This is a genomic window from Streptomyces sp. BK79, assembly GCF_044142145.1.
GTDB lineage: Bacteria > Actinomycetota > Actinomycetes > Streptomycetales > Streptomycetaceae > Streptomyces.
Genome location: NZ_JBHVOC010000001.1, coordinates 253623 through 269293, shown reverse-complemented (window position 1 = coordinate 269293; position 15671 = coordinate 253623). Strand labels below are relative to the sequence as shown.

Below are 15671 nucleotides of genomic sequence, written 5' to 3'. Positions count from 1 at the left end.
GGGGCCCTGGCGCCCGACGCTCCGTCAGATACGCGGCCGGTGGCGGTTCACGGCACCTTGACCCAGTCGAGCGTGCGCTCCACCGCCGCCTTCCACCCGGCGTACCCCTGCGCGCGCCGGTCCTCGGACCACTGGGGCTCCCAGCGCCTGGACTCGTGCCAGTGGGTGCGCAGTTCCTCGGTGTCCCGCCAGAAGCCCATGGCCAGACCCGCCGCGTACGCCGCACCGAGCGCGGTGGTCTCCGCGACGACCGGCCGGCTGACCGGCACACCGAGCACGTCGGCCTGGATCTGCATGCAGAGGTCGTTGGCGGTCACGCCCCCGTCGACCTTCAGCACGTCGAGATGGACCCCGGAGTCCTGCTCCATGGCCTCGACGACGTCGCGGCTCTGGTAGCAGATGGCCTCCAGCGTCGCGCGTGCCAGATGGGCGTTGTCGTTGTACCGGGCGAGGCCGACGATCGCGCCCCGGGCGTCGGAACGCCAGTAGGGCGCGAACAGACCGGAGAAGGCGGGGACGAAGTACATGCCGCCGTTGTCCTCGACGGTGCGGGCGAGGTCCTCGCTCTCGGCGGCGGTCTTGATGACCTTCATCTGGTCGCGCAGCCACTGCACGGCGGACCCGGTCACCGCGATGGAACCCTCCAGCGCGTAGACCACCGGGCTGTCGCCGAATTGATAGGCCACGGTCGTCAGCAGACCATGGCGCGAGCGGACCAGTTCGGTGCCGGTGTTGAGCACCAGGAAGTTGCCGGTGCCGTAGGTGTTCTTGGCCTCGCCGGGCGCGAAGCAGACCTGCCCGACGGTGGCCGCCTGCTGGTCGCCGAGCACGCCGCCGATGGGGACGGCGGCCCGCAGCGGCCGGGAGGACCGGGTCACCCCGTACGCCTGCGCGTGCGACGAGGGGTTGATGGCGGGGAGCATCGCCCGGGGGATGCCGAAGAAGCCCAGCAGCTCGTCGTCCCAGTCGAGCGTCTCCAGGTCCATCAGCATGGTGCGGCTCGCGTTGGTCACGTCGGTGGCGTGGATGCCGCCGTCGGGACCGCCGGTCAGGTTCCACAGGACCCAGGCGTCCGTGTTGCCGAAGACGGCGTGCCCCGCCTCGGCCGCCTCCCGGACACCCTCGACGTTCTCCAGGATCCACTGGATCTTGCCCGCCGAGAAGTACGTCGCCGGCGGCAGACCGGCCTTGCGGCGGATGACGTCGCCCCGGCCCGAACGCTCCAGGTTCGCCGCGATCGCGTCGGTCCGGGTGTCCTGCCACACGATGGCGTTGTAGTACGGGCGGCCGGTGCGCCGGTCCCAGACCACCGTGGTCTCCCGCTGGTTGGTGATGCCGATGGCCGCCAGGTCGGTCCCGGACAGGCCGCTGAAGCGCAGGGCGTTCTGCATCACCGAGTTGGTGCGCTCCCAGATCTCCACCGGGTCGTGCTCGACCCACCCGGAGCGGGGCAGGATCTGGGCGTGCTCCAACTGGTGCTTGGCCACCTCGTTGCCGCCGTGATCGAAGATCATGAATCGGGTGCTGGTGGTCCCCTGGTCCACCGCGCCGATGAAGTCCGCCATGCTGTGCCGCCTCTCCGGCCGGTGTCAGTCCGCTGGCGCCGGAACGCGCCCCGTCGGCTCGGGCTCCGCCGTGGGCAGGAACCGGCCGACGAAAACCTTGTACAGACCCGCCCCGAGCAGGCCACCGATCAGCGGGCCGACGATCGGGACCCAGAAGTAGAGATTCCCGTACTGGTCCCGCCACGCCCCGCCGTAGCCGGTCAGGAAGCTGGCCAGCCGGGGGCCGAGGTCGCGGGCGGGGTTGATGGCGTAGCCGGCGTTGGTGCCGAAGGCCATGCCGATGGCGACCACGACCAGGCCGATGACGAACGGGGCGAGGTTCGCGCCCGGCGGCGTGTTCAGCAGGTCCGTGATCGCCATGATCAGCAGCAGCAGGATGGCGGTGCCGATGACCTGGTCGCGGAAGGCGCCCCACTCGTGGACCGGGAGCGCGGCGTTCCCGTTCGCGGGGAGCGTGGAGAACACCGTCTGCGTCTTGATGGTGTGGCCGGGATCGGCCTTCGCCAGCGCCTCGGTGTAGTTCCAGCGGACCAGGAGCGCGGCCACGAAGGCGCCGGCCGTCTGAGCCAGCGCGTAGGGCGCCACCTTGCGCCACGGGAACCCCTTGAACGCGGCGAGGGCCACGGTCACGGCGGGGTTGAGGTGGGCGCCGCTCAGCCGCGCGGCCACGTAGACGCCCAGGGTGACGCCGAGACCCCACGCCCAGGCGATGCTGTCGTGGTCGCCGAGGCCGCCGGCCGGGTCCGTCAGGGCCCCGCCCGCGGCCACTTGGGCCACCACGCCGCATCCGAAGAGGATCAGGATCATCGTGCCGGCGAACTCGGCCGACAGTTCGCCGAGCATGCCGGACCGCTTGAGCCGTTCGGCCATGGAAGCCCGCCCTTCGCCGGATGAACCGGCTGTCGACTGTCCGAGCCCGTCCATCGACACATTAGGGGCGTAAGCGACACGTCGCACTTGAAGGGCGGCCATCCGCCGGAGCGCCCGTCACGGGCAGCTCCCGTGGGTCACGGACCGATGGGCAGCCGGCGCTTGTGGTCGGTCAGGCGGTACCGGGTGAGGATCTTCTCGAAGGTCTGCTCGTCCACCGGCTTGCCCTCCAGGAAGTCGTCGATCTCCTCGTAGGTGACACCGAGGGCGTCCTCGTCGGCCTTGCCGGGGTCGAGGGTCTCCAGGTCGGCCGTCGGGACCTTGCGCACCAGCTCGGCGGGGGCGCCCAGCGCGTCCGCGACGGCGCGCACGCGGCGCTTGGTGAGACCGGTCAGCGGCACGAGGTCGGCGGCGCCGTCACCGAACTTGGTGAAGAAACCGGAGACCGCCTCGGCGGCGTGGTCGGTGCCGACGACCAGTCCGTCGTGCGCGCCGGCCACGGCGTACTGGACGATCATGCGCTGCCTGGCCTTGACGTTGCCCTGCACGAAGTCCTGGTGCCGGTCGTCGCGGAAGGCCACATCACCGGCGAGCAGGGCCGCGAGGGCGGCGTCGCTGGCGGGCTTGATGTCCACGGTCAGTACGTGGTCGGCCTGGATGAAGGAGAGCGCGAGCTGGGCGTCGTGCTCGTCGGCCTGGACGCCGTACGGCAGCCGCATCGCGTAGAAGCGCGCCTCGTGCCCCTCCGCCCGGGCCCGCTCGACTGCGAGCTGGCACAGCCGGCCCGCGGTGGTCGAGTCGACGCCGCCGCTGATGCCGAGCACCAGGGAGCGCAGACCGGTCGAGGTCAGCCGCTCGGCCAGGAAGGCCACCCGGCGCTCGATCTCCCGCTCGGCGTCGAAGGTCTCCGCGACCTCCAGTTCCCGGGCGATCTCCAGTTGCACGTCGATGGACGCCGGCTCGCTCAATTCCGCTCCTTGTTCGATTTCCAGCGGGTTTCCCACTCAGCCTACCCAGAGGCGTCCGGGGGATCCGGGCCGACCGGTGTGCGGGCGCGCACGTGCGGGGCGGCCGTCATGGACCGCCCCGCACGTGCCCCGGTCAGGTCAGCGGTTCCACCCTGATGTCGCGGAACCGGACCTTGTTCCCGTGGTCCTGCAGGCGGATCGCCCCGGCGGCAGGTGTCTCCGCCCGGCCCGACGCGGTCGGACCGTCGAGGGCGATGTCGTCGTGGACCTTCTCGCCGTTCCAGACCACCGTCACCCGGGCGTCGGCGGTCTTGCGGCCCTCCTCGTCGTAGCGGGCCGCCCGGAAGACGATGTCGTACGTCTGCCACGCCTCGGGGGCCGCCGCGGCGTTGACGTCCGGCGCCTTCTTCAGGTAGATCGCCCCTGCCTCGTCGGTGGCCGGTGAGGTGTCGCCGTAGGAGTCGAGGATCTGCAGCTCGTAGCGGTCCTGGAGGAAGATGCCGCTGTTGCCGCGGTCCTGTCCGGTCACGTCGGACGGCAGCAGCGGGACGCGGAACTCCACGTGCAGCTTGAAGTCCTGGTAGGCGTCCTTGGTGCGGATGTCGCCGCAGCACACCTCCATCGACTTCTCCTCGGTCAGCGGCCAGGCCACGCGCCGCCCGTCCGTGTGCTGCCACTGCTCCTGCGAGGCGGCGGTGCCGTCGAAGAGGCCGACGCGGGCGCCCCGCGGGTGCACGGTGATCAGGTCGAGGTTGACGTGGCCGGTGTCACCGGGGTCGTACCGGTAGGAGACGGTGTTGTGGCCGGCGCGCAGCCGCAGCGCCTCGGTCCGGGTGGACCAGGTGTCCCAGTCCCCGGTGGAGGCGAGTGCCGTCTGCCGCGCCTTCTTCCCGTTGACGTACAGGGAGAGGGACTTGGTGCCCTGATACGGGTTCGGGCCGTTGGAGTAGCGCAGGTTCACGTCGTAGGTGCCGGACTTCGGGACCGTGACGTCGAACGTCGTGGCGACCTTGCCCTCGGTGGCGTAGCGGTCGACGAAGCCGCTGCCGGAGTAGCCGGTGTGGTCGGTGTTGATCCCGGCCTTCCCGGTCAGGGTCGCCTCCTCGGCCTCGTAGAGGGTGGCCGGCGGCGGCTGCTTGCCGGGCATCTCGTTGAGCGTGTACCAGGCCTCGGTGCTCCACAGCGTCTCACCGGACGCCGACGCGAAGGGGCGGGGCGAGCGGACGTGCACCACGCGGTCCGCCTGGAGGCCGTCCAATCGCAGCCGGACGGTGCGGCCGTCGTCGGAGAGCGTCGCCGAGCGCACCGCCAGGTCCTCCTCGGCGATCTTCGGGCCGCCGTAGTCGGCGGTCGGCGTGTAACCCCACTGCTCGACCTCGTAGCGGGCGGCGAGGTCCGCCGCGGTCTCGGCGGACAGCGGCTGGGTGTACGTCAGGTCGAAGCCGCCGGGCACGGCCCGCATCCGCTGGATGTCGAAGGTGTCGCCGCCGTTCGGCGTCAGCTTCTGCAGACCGAACCTGAGCTTGCCCTCCTGCCCCCAGTTGCCGTCGGCGCCGAGGCCGCCCGCGTACACCGCCCCGTCGGGGCCGAGGGTGATGCGGTTGACACCGGCCTCCAGGCCCTGCGTGTAGCGGAACACGGCGCCCTGGTACTGGCCCTTCACCTTCTCCAGGTAGGCGCGTTGCAGACCGCCGTAGGTGACGTCGCCGATGAGCATCTGGCCCGCGAACCGGCCCTCCTTGAGGTACAGCGGCGTGGAGGGCGAGTTGCCGATCTCGTTCTGCGGCAGCCACAGCACGGGTTCGGTGACGGGGGAGCCCTCGAAGGGGCCGGCGGGCTCGGTGTAGTGGTTGAAGAAGCGGTCCTGCTTGATGTGGACCAGCTTCGAGGAGGGCAGCCACCCGCCCTGGTTGTCCGTGGCGAACAGGTCGCCGCCCGGCCCCCAGCCGATGCCGTTGGGCGTGCGCAGCCCGCCCGCGACCGGACTGATCTTCCCCGTCCTCTTGTCGATCTTGTACGTCGTTCCGCGACCGGGCGCGGGCTGCGGGGTGGTGGTCGCGCCGCCGTAGTCGATGGCGACGGAGAGGTTCACGTAGAAGTGGCCGTCGCGGTAGAGCAGGCCGAACGCGAACTCGTGGAAGTTGCCCCCGTACGGCCAGGTGGCGACCGTGCGGTGCTCGTCGGTCACGTCGTCGCCGTCCCGGTCGACCAGCCGGGTCAGTTCGTGCTTCTGCGACACGTAGAGCGAGCCGTCGACGTACTTGACGCCCATGGGCTCGCGCAGCCCGCTCGCCACCTTCTCGACGGTGACCTTGTCGCGGCTGGTCGCACCGGTGACGTTGCCGAGCAGATAGACCTCTCCGGCAACGTTGTCGGTGCCGCCCCACGTGCTGAGCGCGAGGCGTCCGTCGGGCAGCCAGTCCATGCCGGTGACCTGCGGTTCGAACCCGTCGGGGCGCAGGTCGGTGAGGGTGAGGTCGGGGCGCACGGAGGTCAGGGGCAGGCCGTCGCCGGGGGTGTCGCGGCCGGCCTCGCACTCCTTGCGGCCGGGCGCCGTCACCCGGACCACGCCGGCGTCGGTGCTGAGTGCCTCGCGGGGCACGACGGTGAACTCGCTCTCGCCCGGCGGTTTCCAGGCGAGCCGCAGTTGCTGCCCGCCGCCGCGGTCGAAGTGCTCGATCCGCAGCGGATGCGCTCCCGCGGTCAGTTCGGCCACGCCGTCCTTCGGCTCCGCGCCGTGCAGCCCGTCGTGGTCGATCACGGTGGTCCCGCGAAGGCTCAGGCGTGACCCGTCGTCACTGGTGAGCCGGAACGCGTAGGTGCCGTCGCGCGGTGCGACCAGGTAACCGGAGGCCTCCGAGACGAAGTTGTCGGCGATCCCGCCGAAGTCGGCCGTGGTCGACCAGTCGACCGTCGGCATCAGCTTGTCGTGGTTGGGGGTCTGGCCGGGCTTGAGGGTGCACAGCTCGTTCAGCGGCGTCTGCACGTCGAACACCCGCAGGGTGACGCCGGGTTCCTGGGGCGGGATGTCGGAGGGGGCGGCGGAGGACGTGGGTGCGGCCAGGACGCCGCCGACGGACACGGCTGAGGTCAGAAGCAGGATGAGGTGTCTTCGGGCACGCGAGAACAGGCGTTGACGCAAGGGTCCTCCAGGGCGTGGGGACCGGACCGTGCCGGATGTCGCTCCGGTCTCGTGCGGTACGACTGCGGTTCCGCCGCCAAGGTAGGAGACTTACGCTTGACATGTCCATACTTTGTCATCGCTGTGTTCAAAGTCCCCGGACTAAACCTCTCGGTCCGGGAAAGCCGCGGATCAGCGGCCCTTGCGCACCCGGGCCGCCGCACGCGCCTCCGCGGTCCTGCGGGCCTCGGCGGTCTTGCGGGACTCCTTCGCGGGACGGCCCGACCGGGCGCCGAGGCCCCGGAAGGGCAGGTTGCCGCTGGGGGTCGCCCCGGCCGGCGGGCGCTTCGCACCGGTGAGGGTGGTCAGCTTCTGCTCGCCGGAGCGCACGGGGGTGACGGTCGGCCGGATCCCGGCCTCGGACATCATCCGGCTGACCTCGCGCCGCTCGTCCGGCGTGACCAGGGTGACCACGCGTCCGGACCGGCCGGCGCGCGCCGTACGCCCGCCGCGGTGCAGGTAGTCCTTGGCGTCGGCGGGCGGGTCGACGTTCACGACGAGGTCGAGCGCGTCGACGTGGATGCCGCGGGCCGCGACGTTGGTGGCCACCAGCACGGTGATGTCGCCGTCCACGAACCGGCCGAGCGTGTGCGTGCGCTGCGGCTGCGACTTCCCGCTGTGCAGGGCGGCGGCCTGGACCCCGCTGGAACGCAGGTGCCGCGTGAACCGGTCGACCGCGGCCTTGGTGTCCAGGAACATCAGCACCCGGCCGTCCCGCGCGGCGATCTCCGTCGCGGTCGCGTACTTGTCGGCGGGGTGAACGGTCAGGACGTGGTGCTCCATGGTGCTGACCGACGCCGACGCCGGGTCGACCGACACCCGCACCGGGTCCTGCAGATGGCTCCGCACCAGCTGGTCGACGTCCTGGTCGAGGGTGGCCGAGAACAGCATCCGCTGGCCGTCGGAGGGCACCTGGTCCAGGATGCCGGTGACCTGCGGCAGGAACCCCAGGTCGCACATCTGGTCCGCCTCGTCCAGGACCGTGACCCGCACGTCGCTCAGGTGGCAGTCGCGGCGCGACACCAGGTCGGCCAGCCGTCCGGGCGTCGCGACGACCACGTCGGCGCCGCTCTTCAGCTCGGCCGCCTGCCGGTTGATCGAGAGCCCGCCGACCACCGTCGCCAGTCGCACGTCCACCGCCCGCGCGTACGGGGTGAGGGCGTCGGTCACCTGCTGGGCGAGTTCCCGCGTCGACACCAGGACCAGCGCGAGCGGACGCTTCGACGCGGCCCGCCGGCCCGCCGTGCGGGCGAGCAGGGCGAGCCCGAAGGCCAGCGTCTTGCCGGAGCCGGTCCGGGCGCGGCCGAGCACGTCACGGCCGGCCAGCGCGTCGGGCAGGGTCGCCGCCTGGATCGGGAAGGGCTCCGTCACCCCGAGTCCGGTCAGCGTCTCCAGCAGGGCGGGCGGCAGCCCCAGCGCGGCGAACGAAGCGGCCGGCGGCCGTTCCGCCGACGCCGGTGGTGCCGTTCGCCCGGACACGTCGGTCCGGGAGGCGTCGGGGGACGGTGACCGCTTCGCGTTCAATGGGGGACCTTCCTGATCAGGCGCCCGGGAACGCCACCGGGCCCGTACCCCTCGGTACGGACCCGGGCGCCTCGAAGCGTGAGCCCCCAGTTTACCAGCGGGCGCCCACGGCCCCGGCGGCCCGCACCACCCTGGTGACGGGCGCCTCTCGCCCGCCGTCCGCCGTCACCCCGAGGCCGTCGCCGAGTCGCGACGGGCCGCCCGGACGCGGCGGTGGCTCCAGGCGAGCAGGGCGAACAGGACGAGGCCGGAAATGATCAGGCTCGCCCCGGTGGCCCATCCGGAGTACGGCACCTGGGGGACGACGCCCCACACCACACCCGCGCCGACGAGGAAGAGCCCCGCCAGGACCGAGCCGGCGATACGCCAGGGAGAGGACACGCTCTCCTCGGCCGCGCGCATCGCCCGCTCGCGGACCGGGGTCACGAACCGGTCCAGCGCCGGGACGGCACGGGACAGCAGCACCACCCCGGCGAAGACGAGCAGCAGACCCGGGCCCGGCAGCACCAGCAGGGCGACGCCGACGACCACCAGTACGGCGCCGGCGGTGCCCAGGACGGCTCGCCGGATCGACTCGACACTGCGCGCCATGGCGCCCTCCTTCCCGCGCTAGGCACGGAATCCAGTTCCCTTCGGCCCGGTCAACCTTAGGCAGGGGGCCGGGCGTGGGCGATTCCGCCCGGTCCGCACCCCGTGTAGTCAACGTTGACTAGAGTGGGCGTATGGCCGAGAAGACGATTCCGATCCTGCCGTGCCAAACCCTCCAGCCCGTTCTCGACTTCTACACCGCCCTCGGCTTCGAGGTGACGTATCGGCAGCGGAGCCCCAACCCGTACGCGGTCGTGGCTCGCGGCGGCATCGAACTGCAGTTCTTCGGGATGAGGCAGTTCGAACCGGCCGGGTCGGTCAGCACGTGCTACGTCCTGACCGACGACGTCGACGGGCTGTACGCCGCCTTCCGGGCGGGGCTCAAAGCGGCGTACGGGAGGATCCCCTCGCGTGGGCTGCCGCGCATCGGGCCGCTCAAGGACATGTCGTACGGCGTGCGGCAGTTCCTCATGACCGATCCGGGCGGAAACTGCGTCCGCGTCGGGCAGCCGACGGGCGAGGACCCGCGCCACCGCCCCGCACCCGAGGAGACCTTCGCCCGCGCGCTGCACCACGCGGCGCTCCTCGCCGACTCGAAGGACGACCCGTCCGGCGCCGCGAAGGTCGTCGACCGGGTGCTGCGCATCGAGGGGGAGCGGCCCACCCCGGCGCAACTGGTCCGCCTCCTCGTGCTCCGCGCGGACCTCGCCGGGCGTCTCGGCGACCGGGAGACCGCCCGGACGGCGGCCCTCCGGGCGGGCGCCGTGGAACTCACCGCCCAGGAGCGGGAGTCGCTCCAGGACGACCTCCGGCGCCTCGCGGAACTCCGGGACTGACAGCCGCCTCGGGGTAGTAGCAGGGGTGACATATCCGGAAGGTCAGGTATGCCGGGAACATTTGATTTGCTGGGTTACCGGCACGGGCGGGAGGTAATTCGGACGCCGGACGCCGACAGGCATGACAAGCTGTGCTCCTGTTGTCCGAACCCAGGAGGTCGCCATGACTGCAGAGAATTCCCCCCGAGAAGGTTCGGAGTCGGCCGCTTCCGAAAGCCCCGCCCTGACGCCCGACGAGAATGGTCAGTACGACCTGAAGGGCAAGTTCCGCGAGGCCCTGGCGCGCAAGCGCGGCCAGCAGGCGGAGGCCGCGGCGCGCGCGTCGAGCGGTGACGCGTCGAAGATCCGCGGCGCGCACGGTCCGGCCGCGAGCCAGCGCTCGTTCCGGCGCAAGAGCGGTGGCTGACGGCGCGACCGGCGCCGCCGGTCGTCAGGGGTGGCTGGTCAGATAGCCGCCCATGGACGTGAAGTACTCCGTCGCGGACAGCTCCCGGCCGTCCTCGGTCCGGACGCGCGTGAGGGCCAGGCCGTGGTTGCGGCCGGTGCGCGCGTCCGCTCCGGCGACGATGACCACGCCGTCGCCCTCCCGGTAGAAGACCCGGCCAGGCGTACCGCCGTAACGGCCCTGGGAGACCACGGCGGCGAGGATCTCGAGCCGCCTGCCCCGGTGGAAGGTGAAGGCGCTGGGGTACGGATCGGACTGGGCCCGGACCAGGCGCTCCAGGTCCGGCGCCGGCCAGGACCAGTCGATGCGGATGTCCTCCTCGGCGCGCTTGTGGAAGAAGCTCGCCCGGGACCGGTCCTGCGGGGTGAACTCCGTCTGTCCGGCGGCGATGAGATCGAGTGCGCCGATGGTGACCGGGGCGATGAGGGCGACGGTCTTGTGGAAGAGGTCGGTGGCGGTGTCCGCCGGTCCGACCGGTACCGCCTCCTGCCGGACGATGTCGCCGGCGTCGAGCTCCTCGTTCATGAGGTGCGCGGTGACGCCCACTTCGGTCTCGCCGTTGATCAGCGCCCAGATCAGCGGGGAGAAGCCGGCGTACTTCGGCAGCAGTGAGTCGTGGACGTTGAGCGTGCCGTGGCGCGGGAGACCGAAGACGCGCGGGGGAATCCACGTCCGCCAGTTGTTGGCCACGATGACGTCCGGGTCCGCCTCCTTGAGGCGCTGGAACAGTTCCTCGTCGTCGGGGCGGTTGCGGAGCAGGACCGGAACGCCGTGCTCCGTGGCCAGGTCGGCGACGGAGTCGCTCCAGATCTTCTCGTACGCGTGCTCGCTCTTGGGGTGCGTCACCACCAGCACCACGTCGTGTTCGGAGTCCAGGAGCGCCCGCAGGGTCCGGTGCCCCCAGGTCTGGTAGCCGAACATGACGACCCGCATGGGGTTCCTCCTCGGGCAGGGGACGCGGCCCGGCAAGTAAAGCAAGGCTTCCCTTAGTCCACAACACCCCCGGAATCAGGCCGTAGTTGGCGGGTGCCGAACCATGTCCCGCCCTATCGACAGCCTCTCATTATGAGCTTAGCCTTGCCTAAGTTTCCGGCGGGGAGGTTCCGTCGGCACGTCCCATTCCGGCAATCCCCCACGCCTGACAGGCGACTGTTCCGCACGATGGGAGTGACATGTCACAGGTTCTTCCTGATGACGCGACACCGGTCCACGACCTCATTGGCATCGGCTTCGGACCGTCCAATGTCGCCATGGCGATCGCGCTGCGGGAACACGACGCACGGGCCGGCGGGCAGGCGGCGGTCTCCGCCCGCTTCTTCGAGCAACAGCCGCGTTTCGGCTGGCACCGCGGCATGCTCATCGACGACGCGACCATGCAGGTGTCCTTCCTCAAGGACCTGGTCACCCTCCGCAATCCGTCCAGCGAGTTCAGTTTCCTCTGCTACCTGCAGAGCAAGGGACGGCTGATCGACTTCGTCAACCACAAGAACCTCTTCCCCCTGCGGGTGGAGTTCCACGACTACTTCGAGTGGGCCGCGGCCAAGGTCGACAGCCTGGTCTCCTACGGCCACGAGGTCGTCGGCGTCGCACCCGTGGTCCGCGACGGGACCGTGGAGGAACTGGAGGTGACGGTCCGCTCGGGGGAGGGGCTGGAGGTCCACCGGGCCCGCAACCTCGTCCTCGGCACCGGACTGCGTCCCCGCATGCCGGAGGGCGTCGAGCGGGGCGACCGCGTCTGGCACAACTCCGAACTGCTGTCCCGCGTCGACGCGTTGGAGGGCACGTCCCCCTCCCGGTTCGTGGTCGTCGGTGCCGGTCAGAGCGCCGCCGAGAACGTCGCCTACCTGCACCGCCGCTTTCCCCGTGCCGAGGTCTGCGCGGTCTTCACCCGTTACGGCTACAGCCCCGCCGACGACAGCGGCTTCGCCAACCGGATCTTCGACCCCGAGGCGGTCGACGAGTACTTCGCCGCGCCCGGCAGCGTCAAGCGCCGGCTGATGGACTACCACGCCAACACCAACTACTCCGTGGTGGACCTCGACCTGATCGACGACCTGTACCGGCGGACCTACCAGGAGAAGGTCCTCGGCACCGAGCGGCTGCGCTTCCTCAACGTGTCCCGGCTCACCGGCGTCAAGGAGACGCCGGACCGGGTCCGTGCCACCGTGACATCCCTGGTCAGCGGGGAGGAGACGCTCCTGGACGCGGACATCGTGGTGTTCGCCACCGGCTACGTCCCCACCGATCCCCTCGGCCTCCTCGGTGAGGTCGCGGACCGCTGCCTGCGCGACGACGAGGGCCGGGTGCGCGTCGAACGCGACTACCGGATCGCGACGGACCCCGGCCTGCGCTGCGGCCTGTACCTCCAGGGCGGCACGGAGCACACGCACGGCATCACGTCGTCCCTGCTGTCCAACACCGCCGTCAGGGTCGGCGAGATCCTGGAATCCCTCCTCGAGCGGGGCCTGAAGTCCGCTTCCGACGAGGCCCGGACCGTCGCCGACGGAACCGGCAGGGCCGCGCGTTAGTGTACGTCGCCATGACCACGACTGCGGTGGAACGCCCCACGCCCCGGGGCTCAACAAAGGCCCGCCGACGGCGGGTTGCGGGTCTGGGGGTGCTCGCGGTGGTGCTCGTGGCGGCCGGGGCGGCGTCGCTCGCCGTCGGCGCCCGCGCGCTGACTCCCGCGGAGGTCTGGCACGGCCTGTTCGCGGCGCCCGAACCCGACCAGCGTCTCACCGAGATCAGGCTCATCGTGCGGACCGTACGGGTGCCCCGCACGGTCCTCGCGATCGTGGCGGGCGTCGCCCTGGGGACCGGCGGGGCGCTGATCCAGGGGTACACGCGCAACCCGATCGCGGACACCGGCCTGCTGGGGGTGAACTCCGGCGCCTCGTTCGCCGTGGTGTCGGGGATCGCCCTGTTCGGGTTCACCAGCCCGTTCCAGTACGTCTGGTTCGCCTTCCTGGGGGCGGCCCTCGCCGGTGTCGTCGTGTTCGGGCTGGCGAGCATCGGCCGGGGCGCCGGCAATCCGCTGACGCTCGCCCTGGCCGGGCAGGGCGTCACCGTGTTCCTGGCGGCCATGACCACGGCGGTGGCGCTGACGGACAACGCCTCGCTGAACGCGCTGCGGTTCTGGAACGCGGGGTCGCTGGTCGGCGTCGGATTCGACGTCATCTGGCCGGTGACCGCGTTCGTCGCGGTCGGCCTGGTGATGGCGCTCACCACGCTGCCCGCCGTCAACCTGCTCAACCTCGGGGACGACGTGGCGCGGGGCCTGGGCGTGAACACGGCGCGGACCCGGACCGTCGGCATCGTCGCCATCACCCTGCTGGCGGGAGCGGCGACGGCGGCATGCGGACCCATCGCCTTCATCGGCCTCATGGTGGCCCACGTGGCCCGGTACCTGACCGGGCCGGACTACCGCTGGCTGGTGCCGTACGCGGGTCTGCTGGGAGCCGTCGTGCTGCTGGTCTGCGACATCGTCGGGCGCCTGGTGGTGCGGCCGGGGGAGTTGGACGCCGGTGTCCTCGTCGCTCTGCTCGGGGCTCCGTTCTTCGCGGCCCTGGTGTGGCGCGGGAAGTTCAAGAACGCGTGAACGGGGCGCATGTGGAGCCGAACGGGTCCGAAGCGAAAGCACGGGGGACCGCCGAGGAGCGGCATGAGGCGGGCGGGAAGTCGTACGGGGCGGTCGGGAAGCCGTACGGGACGGGCGGGAAGCAGAACGGGGCGGGCGGGAAGCCGTCCTTGACGCCCGGCGTGCGGCTCGGCCGGGTGTCGTTCGTCTGGCGGCCCTGGCTCGCCTGCGTGACGCTGCTCCTGGCGGCGGCGGCCTTCCTGGTGTTCTGCCTGTCCATCGGTGTCGGGGACTTCCCCATCGGCCTGCCCCGGGTGGTCGCCACCCTCTTCGGCCGGGGTGAGCAGGTCGACGAGTTCGTCATCATGGACCTGCGCCTGCCCCGCGCCCTCGCCGGCCTCGTCGTGGGCGTCGCGCTCGGCGTCTCCGGTGCCCTCACGCAGTCCCTCGCGCGCAACCCCCTGGCCAGCCCCGACGTCCTGGGCGTCACCAGCGGCGCGAGCGCGGTCGCCGTGTTCCTGGTGACCGTGTCGGGCGGCACCGCCGCGGTGGTCGGCGACACCGTGGGCCTGTCCGCGGCCGCGCTGGCCGGCGGTCTCGGCACCGGTCTGCTGGTCTACTTCCTGGCGTGGCGCCGGGGCGTCGACGGCTTCCGGCTCATCCTCATCGGCATCTCGGTGAACGCGGTGATGCAGTCGCTCACCACCTGGCTGCTGGTCACCGCCGACATCGGGGACGTGGCCCGGGCCCAGGCCTGGCTGGTCGGCTCACTGGACAACCGGTCGTGGAACGAGGTCTGGATCGCGCTGTGGGGCACGCTTGCCCTGCTGGCCGTGGTCTCCTGTGCCGCCTTCCAGTTCAAGCCCCTGCAGTTCGGCGACGAGATCGCCGCGGGGCTGGGCGTCCGGTACTCGGCGGTGCGGGCGGTGCTGCTGCTGTGCGCGGTGCTGCTCGCGGGCGTGGCCGTGAGCGCGGCGGGCCCGGTCCCGTTCGTCGCGCTGGTCGCACCGCAGGTGGCGATGCGTCTGGCGCGCTGCCCGACACCACCGTTGGCGGCCTCCGGCCTCTTCGGCGCGCTGCTGCTGATCGGCTCGGACCTGGTCGCCCGCACGGCCCTGCCCGTCTCGCTGCCGGTCGGCGTGGTCACCGCCGCGATCGGCGGACCCTTCCTCGTATATCTACTGGTGCGGGCCAACCGCCGATAGCTGGTACAAAGTGAGGCAAGCCTAAAGAGGGGGCGCCCTGTGGTCGTTCAGTCCATCACCGGAGCAGAGCCCGGGGCCGGTGCGGCCTCGCGGCTGGCGGCCAGGGGCGTCACGGTCGGCTACGGCGCCCGGACCGTCATCGAGGGGCTCGACGTGGCGATCCCGCCCGGGGTGATCACGACCATCATCGGCCCCAACGGCTGCGGAAAGTCGACCCTGTTGCGGACCCTGTCCCGCCTGCTCAAGCCCAGCAGCGGGACGGTGGTGCTGGACGGCGAGGACATCGTCACCCTCAGGACCAGGGACGTGGCCAGGAAGCTGGGCCTGCTGCCGCAGGCGCCGGTCGCCCCGGACGGGCTGACGGTGTCCGACCTGGTGGCCAGGGGGCGTCATCCGCACCAGAGCTGGTTGCGGCAGTGGTCGTCGGACGACGCCGCCGTGGTCGAGCGTGCCCTGGCCATGACCGGGGTGTCCGACCTCGCCGACCGCCCCGTCGACTCGCTCTCCGGCGGCCAGCGCCAGCGCGTCTGGATCTCGATGACCCTGGCCCAGGGCACCGACCTCCTGCTGCTGGACGAGCCGACCACGTATCTGGACCTGGCCCACGCGATCGACGTACTGGACCTGGTCGACGACCTGCACGAGTCGGGGTGCACCGTGGTCATGGTCCTGCACGACCTCAATCTGGCCACGCGCTACAGCGACCACCTCGTGGTGATGCGGGAGGGGGCGGTTCTGGCGCAGGGGCACCCGCGTGACGTGATCACCGCCGAGTTGCTGCACGAGGCGTTCGGCCTGCGGGCCAAGGTGATCGACGACCCGGTGGGGGACCGGCCGCTGATCGTGCCGATCGGACGCGCGCACGCCGAACTCGGCTGAGGATCACGATAGTTGGTCAGTGAGGGTAGGCTA

At 71.3% G+C, this 15671-nt stretch carries 13 protein-coding genes; 6 read left to right on the top strand and 7 right to left on the bottom strand.

Features of this window, described 5'->3' with window-relative positions:
- Positions 1-47: 47 nt before the first annotated feature.
- From glpK to ACFIF2_RS01195, 6 genes are all read right to left on the bottom strand, one after another.
- Positions 48-1565: a glycerol kinase GlpK gene (glpK, locus tag ACFIF2_RS01220; RefSeq protein WP_395570532.1), complete on the bottom strand. Its 1518-nt coding sequence runs from the start codon at positions 1563-1565 to the stop codon at positions 48-50.
- Between the two features lie 24 nt (positions 1566-1589).
- Positions 1590-2435, bottom strand: coding sequence for an MIP/aquaporin family protein (locus ACFIF2_RS01215; protein ID WP_395570531.1), 846 nt, complete (start codon positions 2433-2435; stop codon positions 1590-1592).
- Between the two features lie 137 nt (positions 2436-2572).
- Complete coding sequence (gene nadE / locus ACFIF2_RS01210; RefSeq protein ID WP_395570530.1) at positions 2573-3403, bottom strand: ammonia-dependent NAD(+) synthetase; 831 nt, start codon at positions 3401-3403, stop codon at positions 2573-2575.
- Between the two features lie 133 nt (positions 3404-3536).
- Positions 3537-6545 (bottom strand): family 16 glycoside hydrolase, encoded by a 3009-nt coding sequence (locus ACFIF2_RS01205; RefSeq protein WP_395570529.1) that lies wholly within the window; start codon positions 6543-6545, stop codon positions 3537-3539.
- 171 nt (positions 6546-6716) lie between these two features.
- Positions 6717-8063 carry a DEAD/DEAH box helicase gene (locus ACFIF2_RS01200; RefSeq protein ID WP_395570698.1) on the bottom strand — a complete coding sequence of 449 codons (1347 nt, stop codon included), beginning with the start codon at positions 8061-8063 and terminating at the stop codon, positions 6717-6719.
- A gap of 210 nt (positions 8064-8273) precedes the next feature.
- Positions 8274-8699 carry a PGPGW domain-containing protein gene (locus ACFIF2_RS01195; protein WP_395570528.1) on the bottom strand — a complete coding sequence of 142 codons (426 nt, stop codon included), beginning with the start codon at positions 8697-8699 and terminating at the stop codon, positions 8274-8276.
- 131 nt (positions 8700-8830) lie between these two features.
- Between ACFIF2_RS01195 and ACFIF2_RS01190 the strand changes: the two genes are divergently transcribed.
- On the top strand, positions 8831-9532 hold the full coding sequence (locus ACFIF2_RS01190; protein ID WP_395570527.1) for a bleomycin resistance protein: 702 nt from the start codon (positions 8831-8833) through the stop codon (positions 9530-9532).
- Positions 9533-9695: 163 nt separating this feature from the next.
- Positions 9696-9938 carry a DUF5302 domain-containing protein gene (locus ACFIF2_RS01185; RefSeq protein ID WP_395570526.1) on the top strand — a complete coding sequence of 81 codons (243 nt, stop codon included), beginning with the start codon at positions 9696-9698 and terminating at the stop codon, positions 9936-9938.
- Between the two features lie 24 nt (positions 9939-9962).
- On the opposite strand, the gene ACFIF2_RS01180 is transcribed toward ACFIF2_RS01185, so the two are convergent.
- Entirely contained in the window at positions 9963-10910 is a 948-nt protein-coding gene (locus ACFIF2_RS01180; protein ID WP_395570525.1) for a methionyl-tRNA formyltransferase, read from the bottom strand.
- Positions 10911-11149: 239 nt separating this feature from the next.
- Here ACFIF2_RS01180 and ACFIF2_RS01175 point away from each other — a divergent pair, with 239 nt between their 5' ends.
- The 4 genes from ACFIF2_RS01175 to ACFIF2_RS01160 all read left to right on the top strand — a co-directional run bounded on the left by ACFIF2_RS01175 (position 11150) and on the right by ACFIF2_RS01160 (position 15638).
- Positions 11150-12505, top strand: coding sequence for a lysine N(6)-hydroxylase/L-ornithine N(5)-oxygenase family protein (locus tag ACFIF2_RS01175; protein WP_395570524.1), 1356 nt, complete (start codon positions 11150-11152; stop codon positions 12503-12505).
- Positions 12506-12516: 11 nt separating this feature from the next.
- Positions 12517-13575 carry a FecCD family ABC transporter permease gene (locus tag ACFIF2_RS01170; RefSeq protein ID WP_395570523.1) on the top strand — a complete coding sequence of 353 codons (1059 nt, stop codon included), beginning with the start codon at positions 12517-12519 and terminating at the stop codon, positions 13573-13575.
- Positions 13576-13724: 149 nt separating this feature from the next.
- Positions 13725-14759, top strand: a complete 1035-nt coding sequence (locus ACFIF2_RS01165; RefSeq protein WP_395570522.1) for a FecCD family ABC transporter permease — start codon at positions 13725-13727, stop codon at positions 14757-14759.
- Positions 14760-14798: 39 nt separating this feature from the next.
- Complete coding sequence (locus ACFIF2_RS01160; RefSeq protein ID WP_395570521.1) at positions 14799-15638, top strand: ABC transporter ATP-binding protein; 840 nt, start codon at positions 14799-14801, stop codon at positions 15636-15638.
- The last annotated feature ends 33 nt before the right edge of the window (positions 15639-15671 follow it).

What these genes read in the sequence shown, in the direction of transcription:
- ACFIF2_RS01215 (WP_395570531.1), bottom strand. Translation starts at nt 2,435, where the DNA reads ATGGCCGAACGGCTCAAGCGGTCCGGCATGCTCGGCGAACTGTCGGCC.
- ACFIF2_RS01170 (WP_395570523.1), top strand. Translation starts at nt 12,517, where the DNA reads ATGACCACGACTGCGGTGGAACGCCCCACGCCCCGGGGCTCAACAAAG.
- glpK (WP_395570532.1), bottom strand. Translation starts at nt 1,565, where the DNA reads ATGGCGGACTTCATCGGCGCGGTGGACCAGGGGACCACCAGCACCCGA.
- ACFIF2_RS01190 (WP_395570527.1), top strand. Translation starts at nt 8,831, where the DNA reads ATGGCCGAGAAGACGATTCCGATCCTGCCGTGCCAAACCCTCCAGCCC.
- ACFIF2_RS01185 (WP_395570526.1), top strand. Translation starts at nt 9,696, where the DNA reads ATGACTGCAGAGAATTCCCCCCGAGAAGGTTCGGAGTCGGCCGCTTCC.
- ACFIF2_RS01195 (WP_395570528.1), bottom strand. Translation starts at nt 8,699, where the DNA reads ATGGCGCGCAGTGTCGAGTCGATCCGGCGAGCCGTCCTGGGCACCGCC.
- ACFIF2_RS01175 (WP_395570524.1), top strand. Translation starts at nt 11,150, where the DNA reads ATGTCACAGGTTCTTCCTGATGACGCGACACCGGTCCACGACCTCATT.
- ACFIF2_RS01180 (WP_395570525.1), bottom strand. Translation starts at nt 10,910, where the DNA reads ATGCGGGTCGTCATGTTCGGCTACCAGACCTGGGGGCACCGGACCCTG.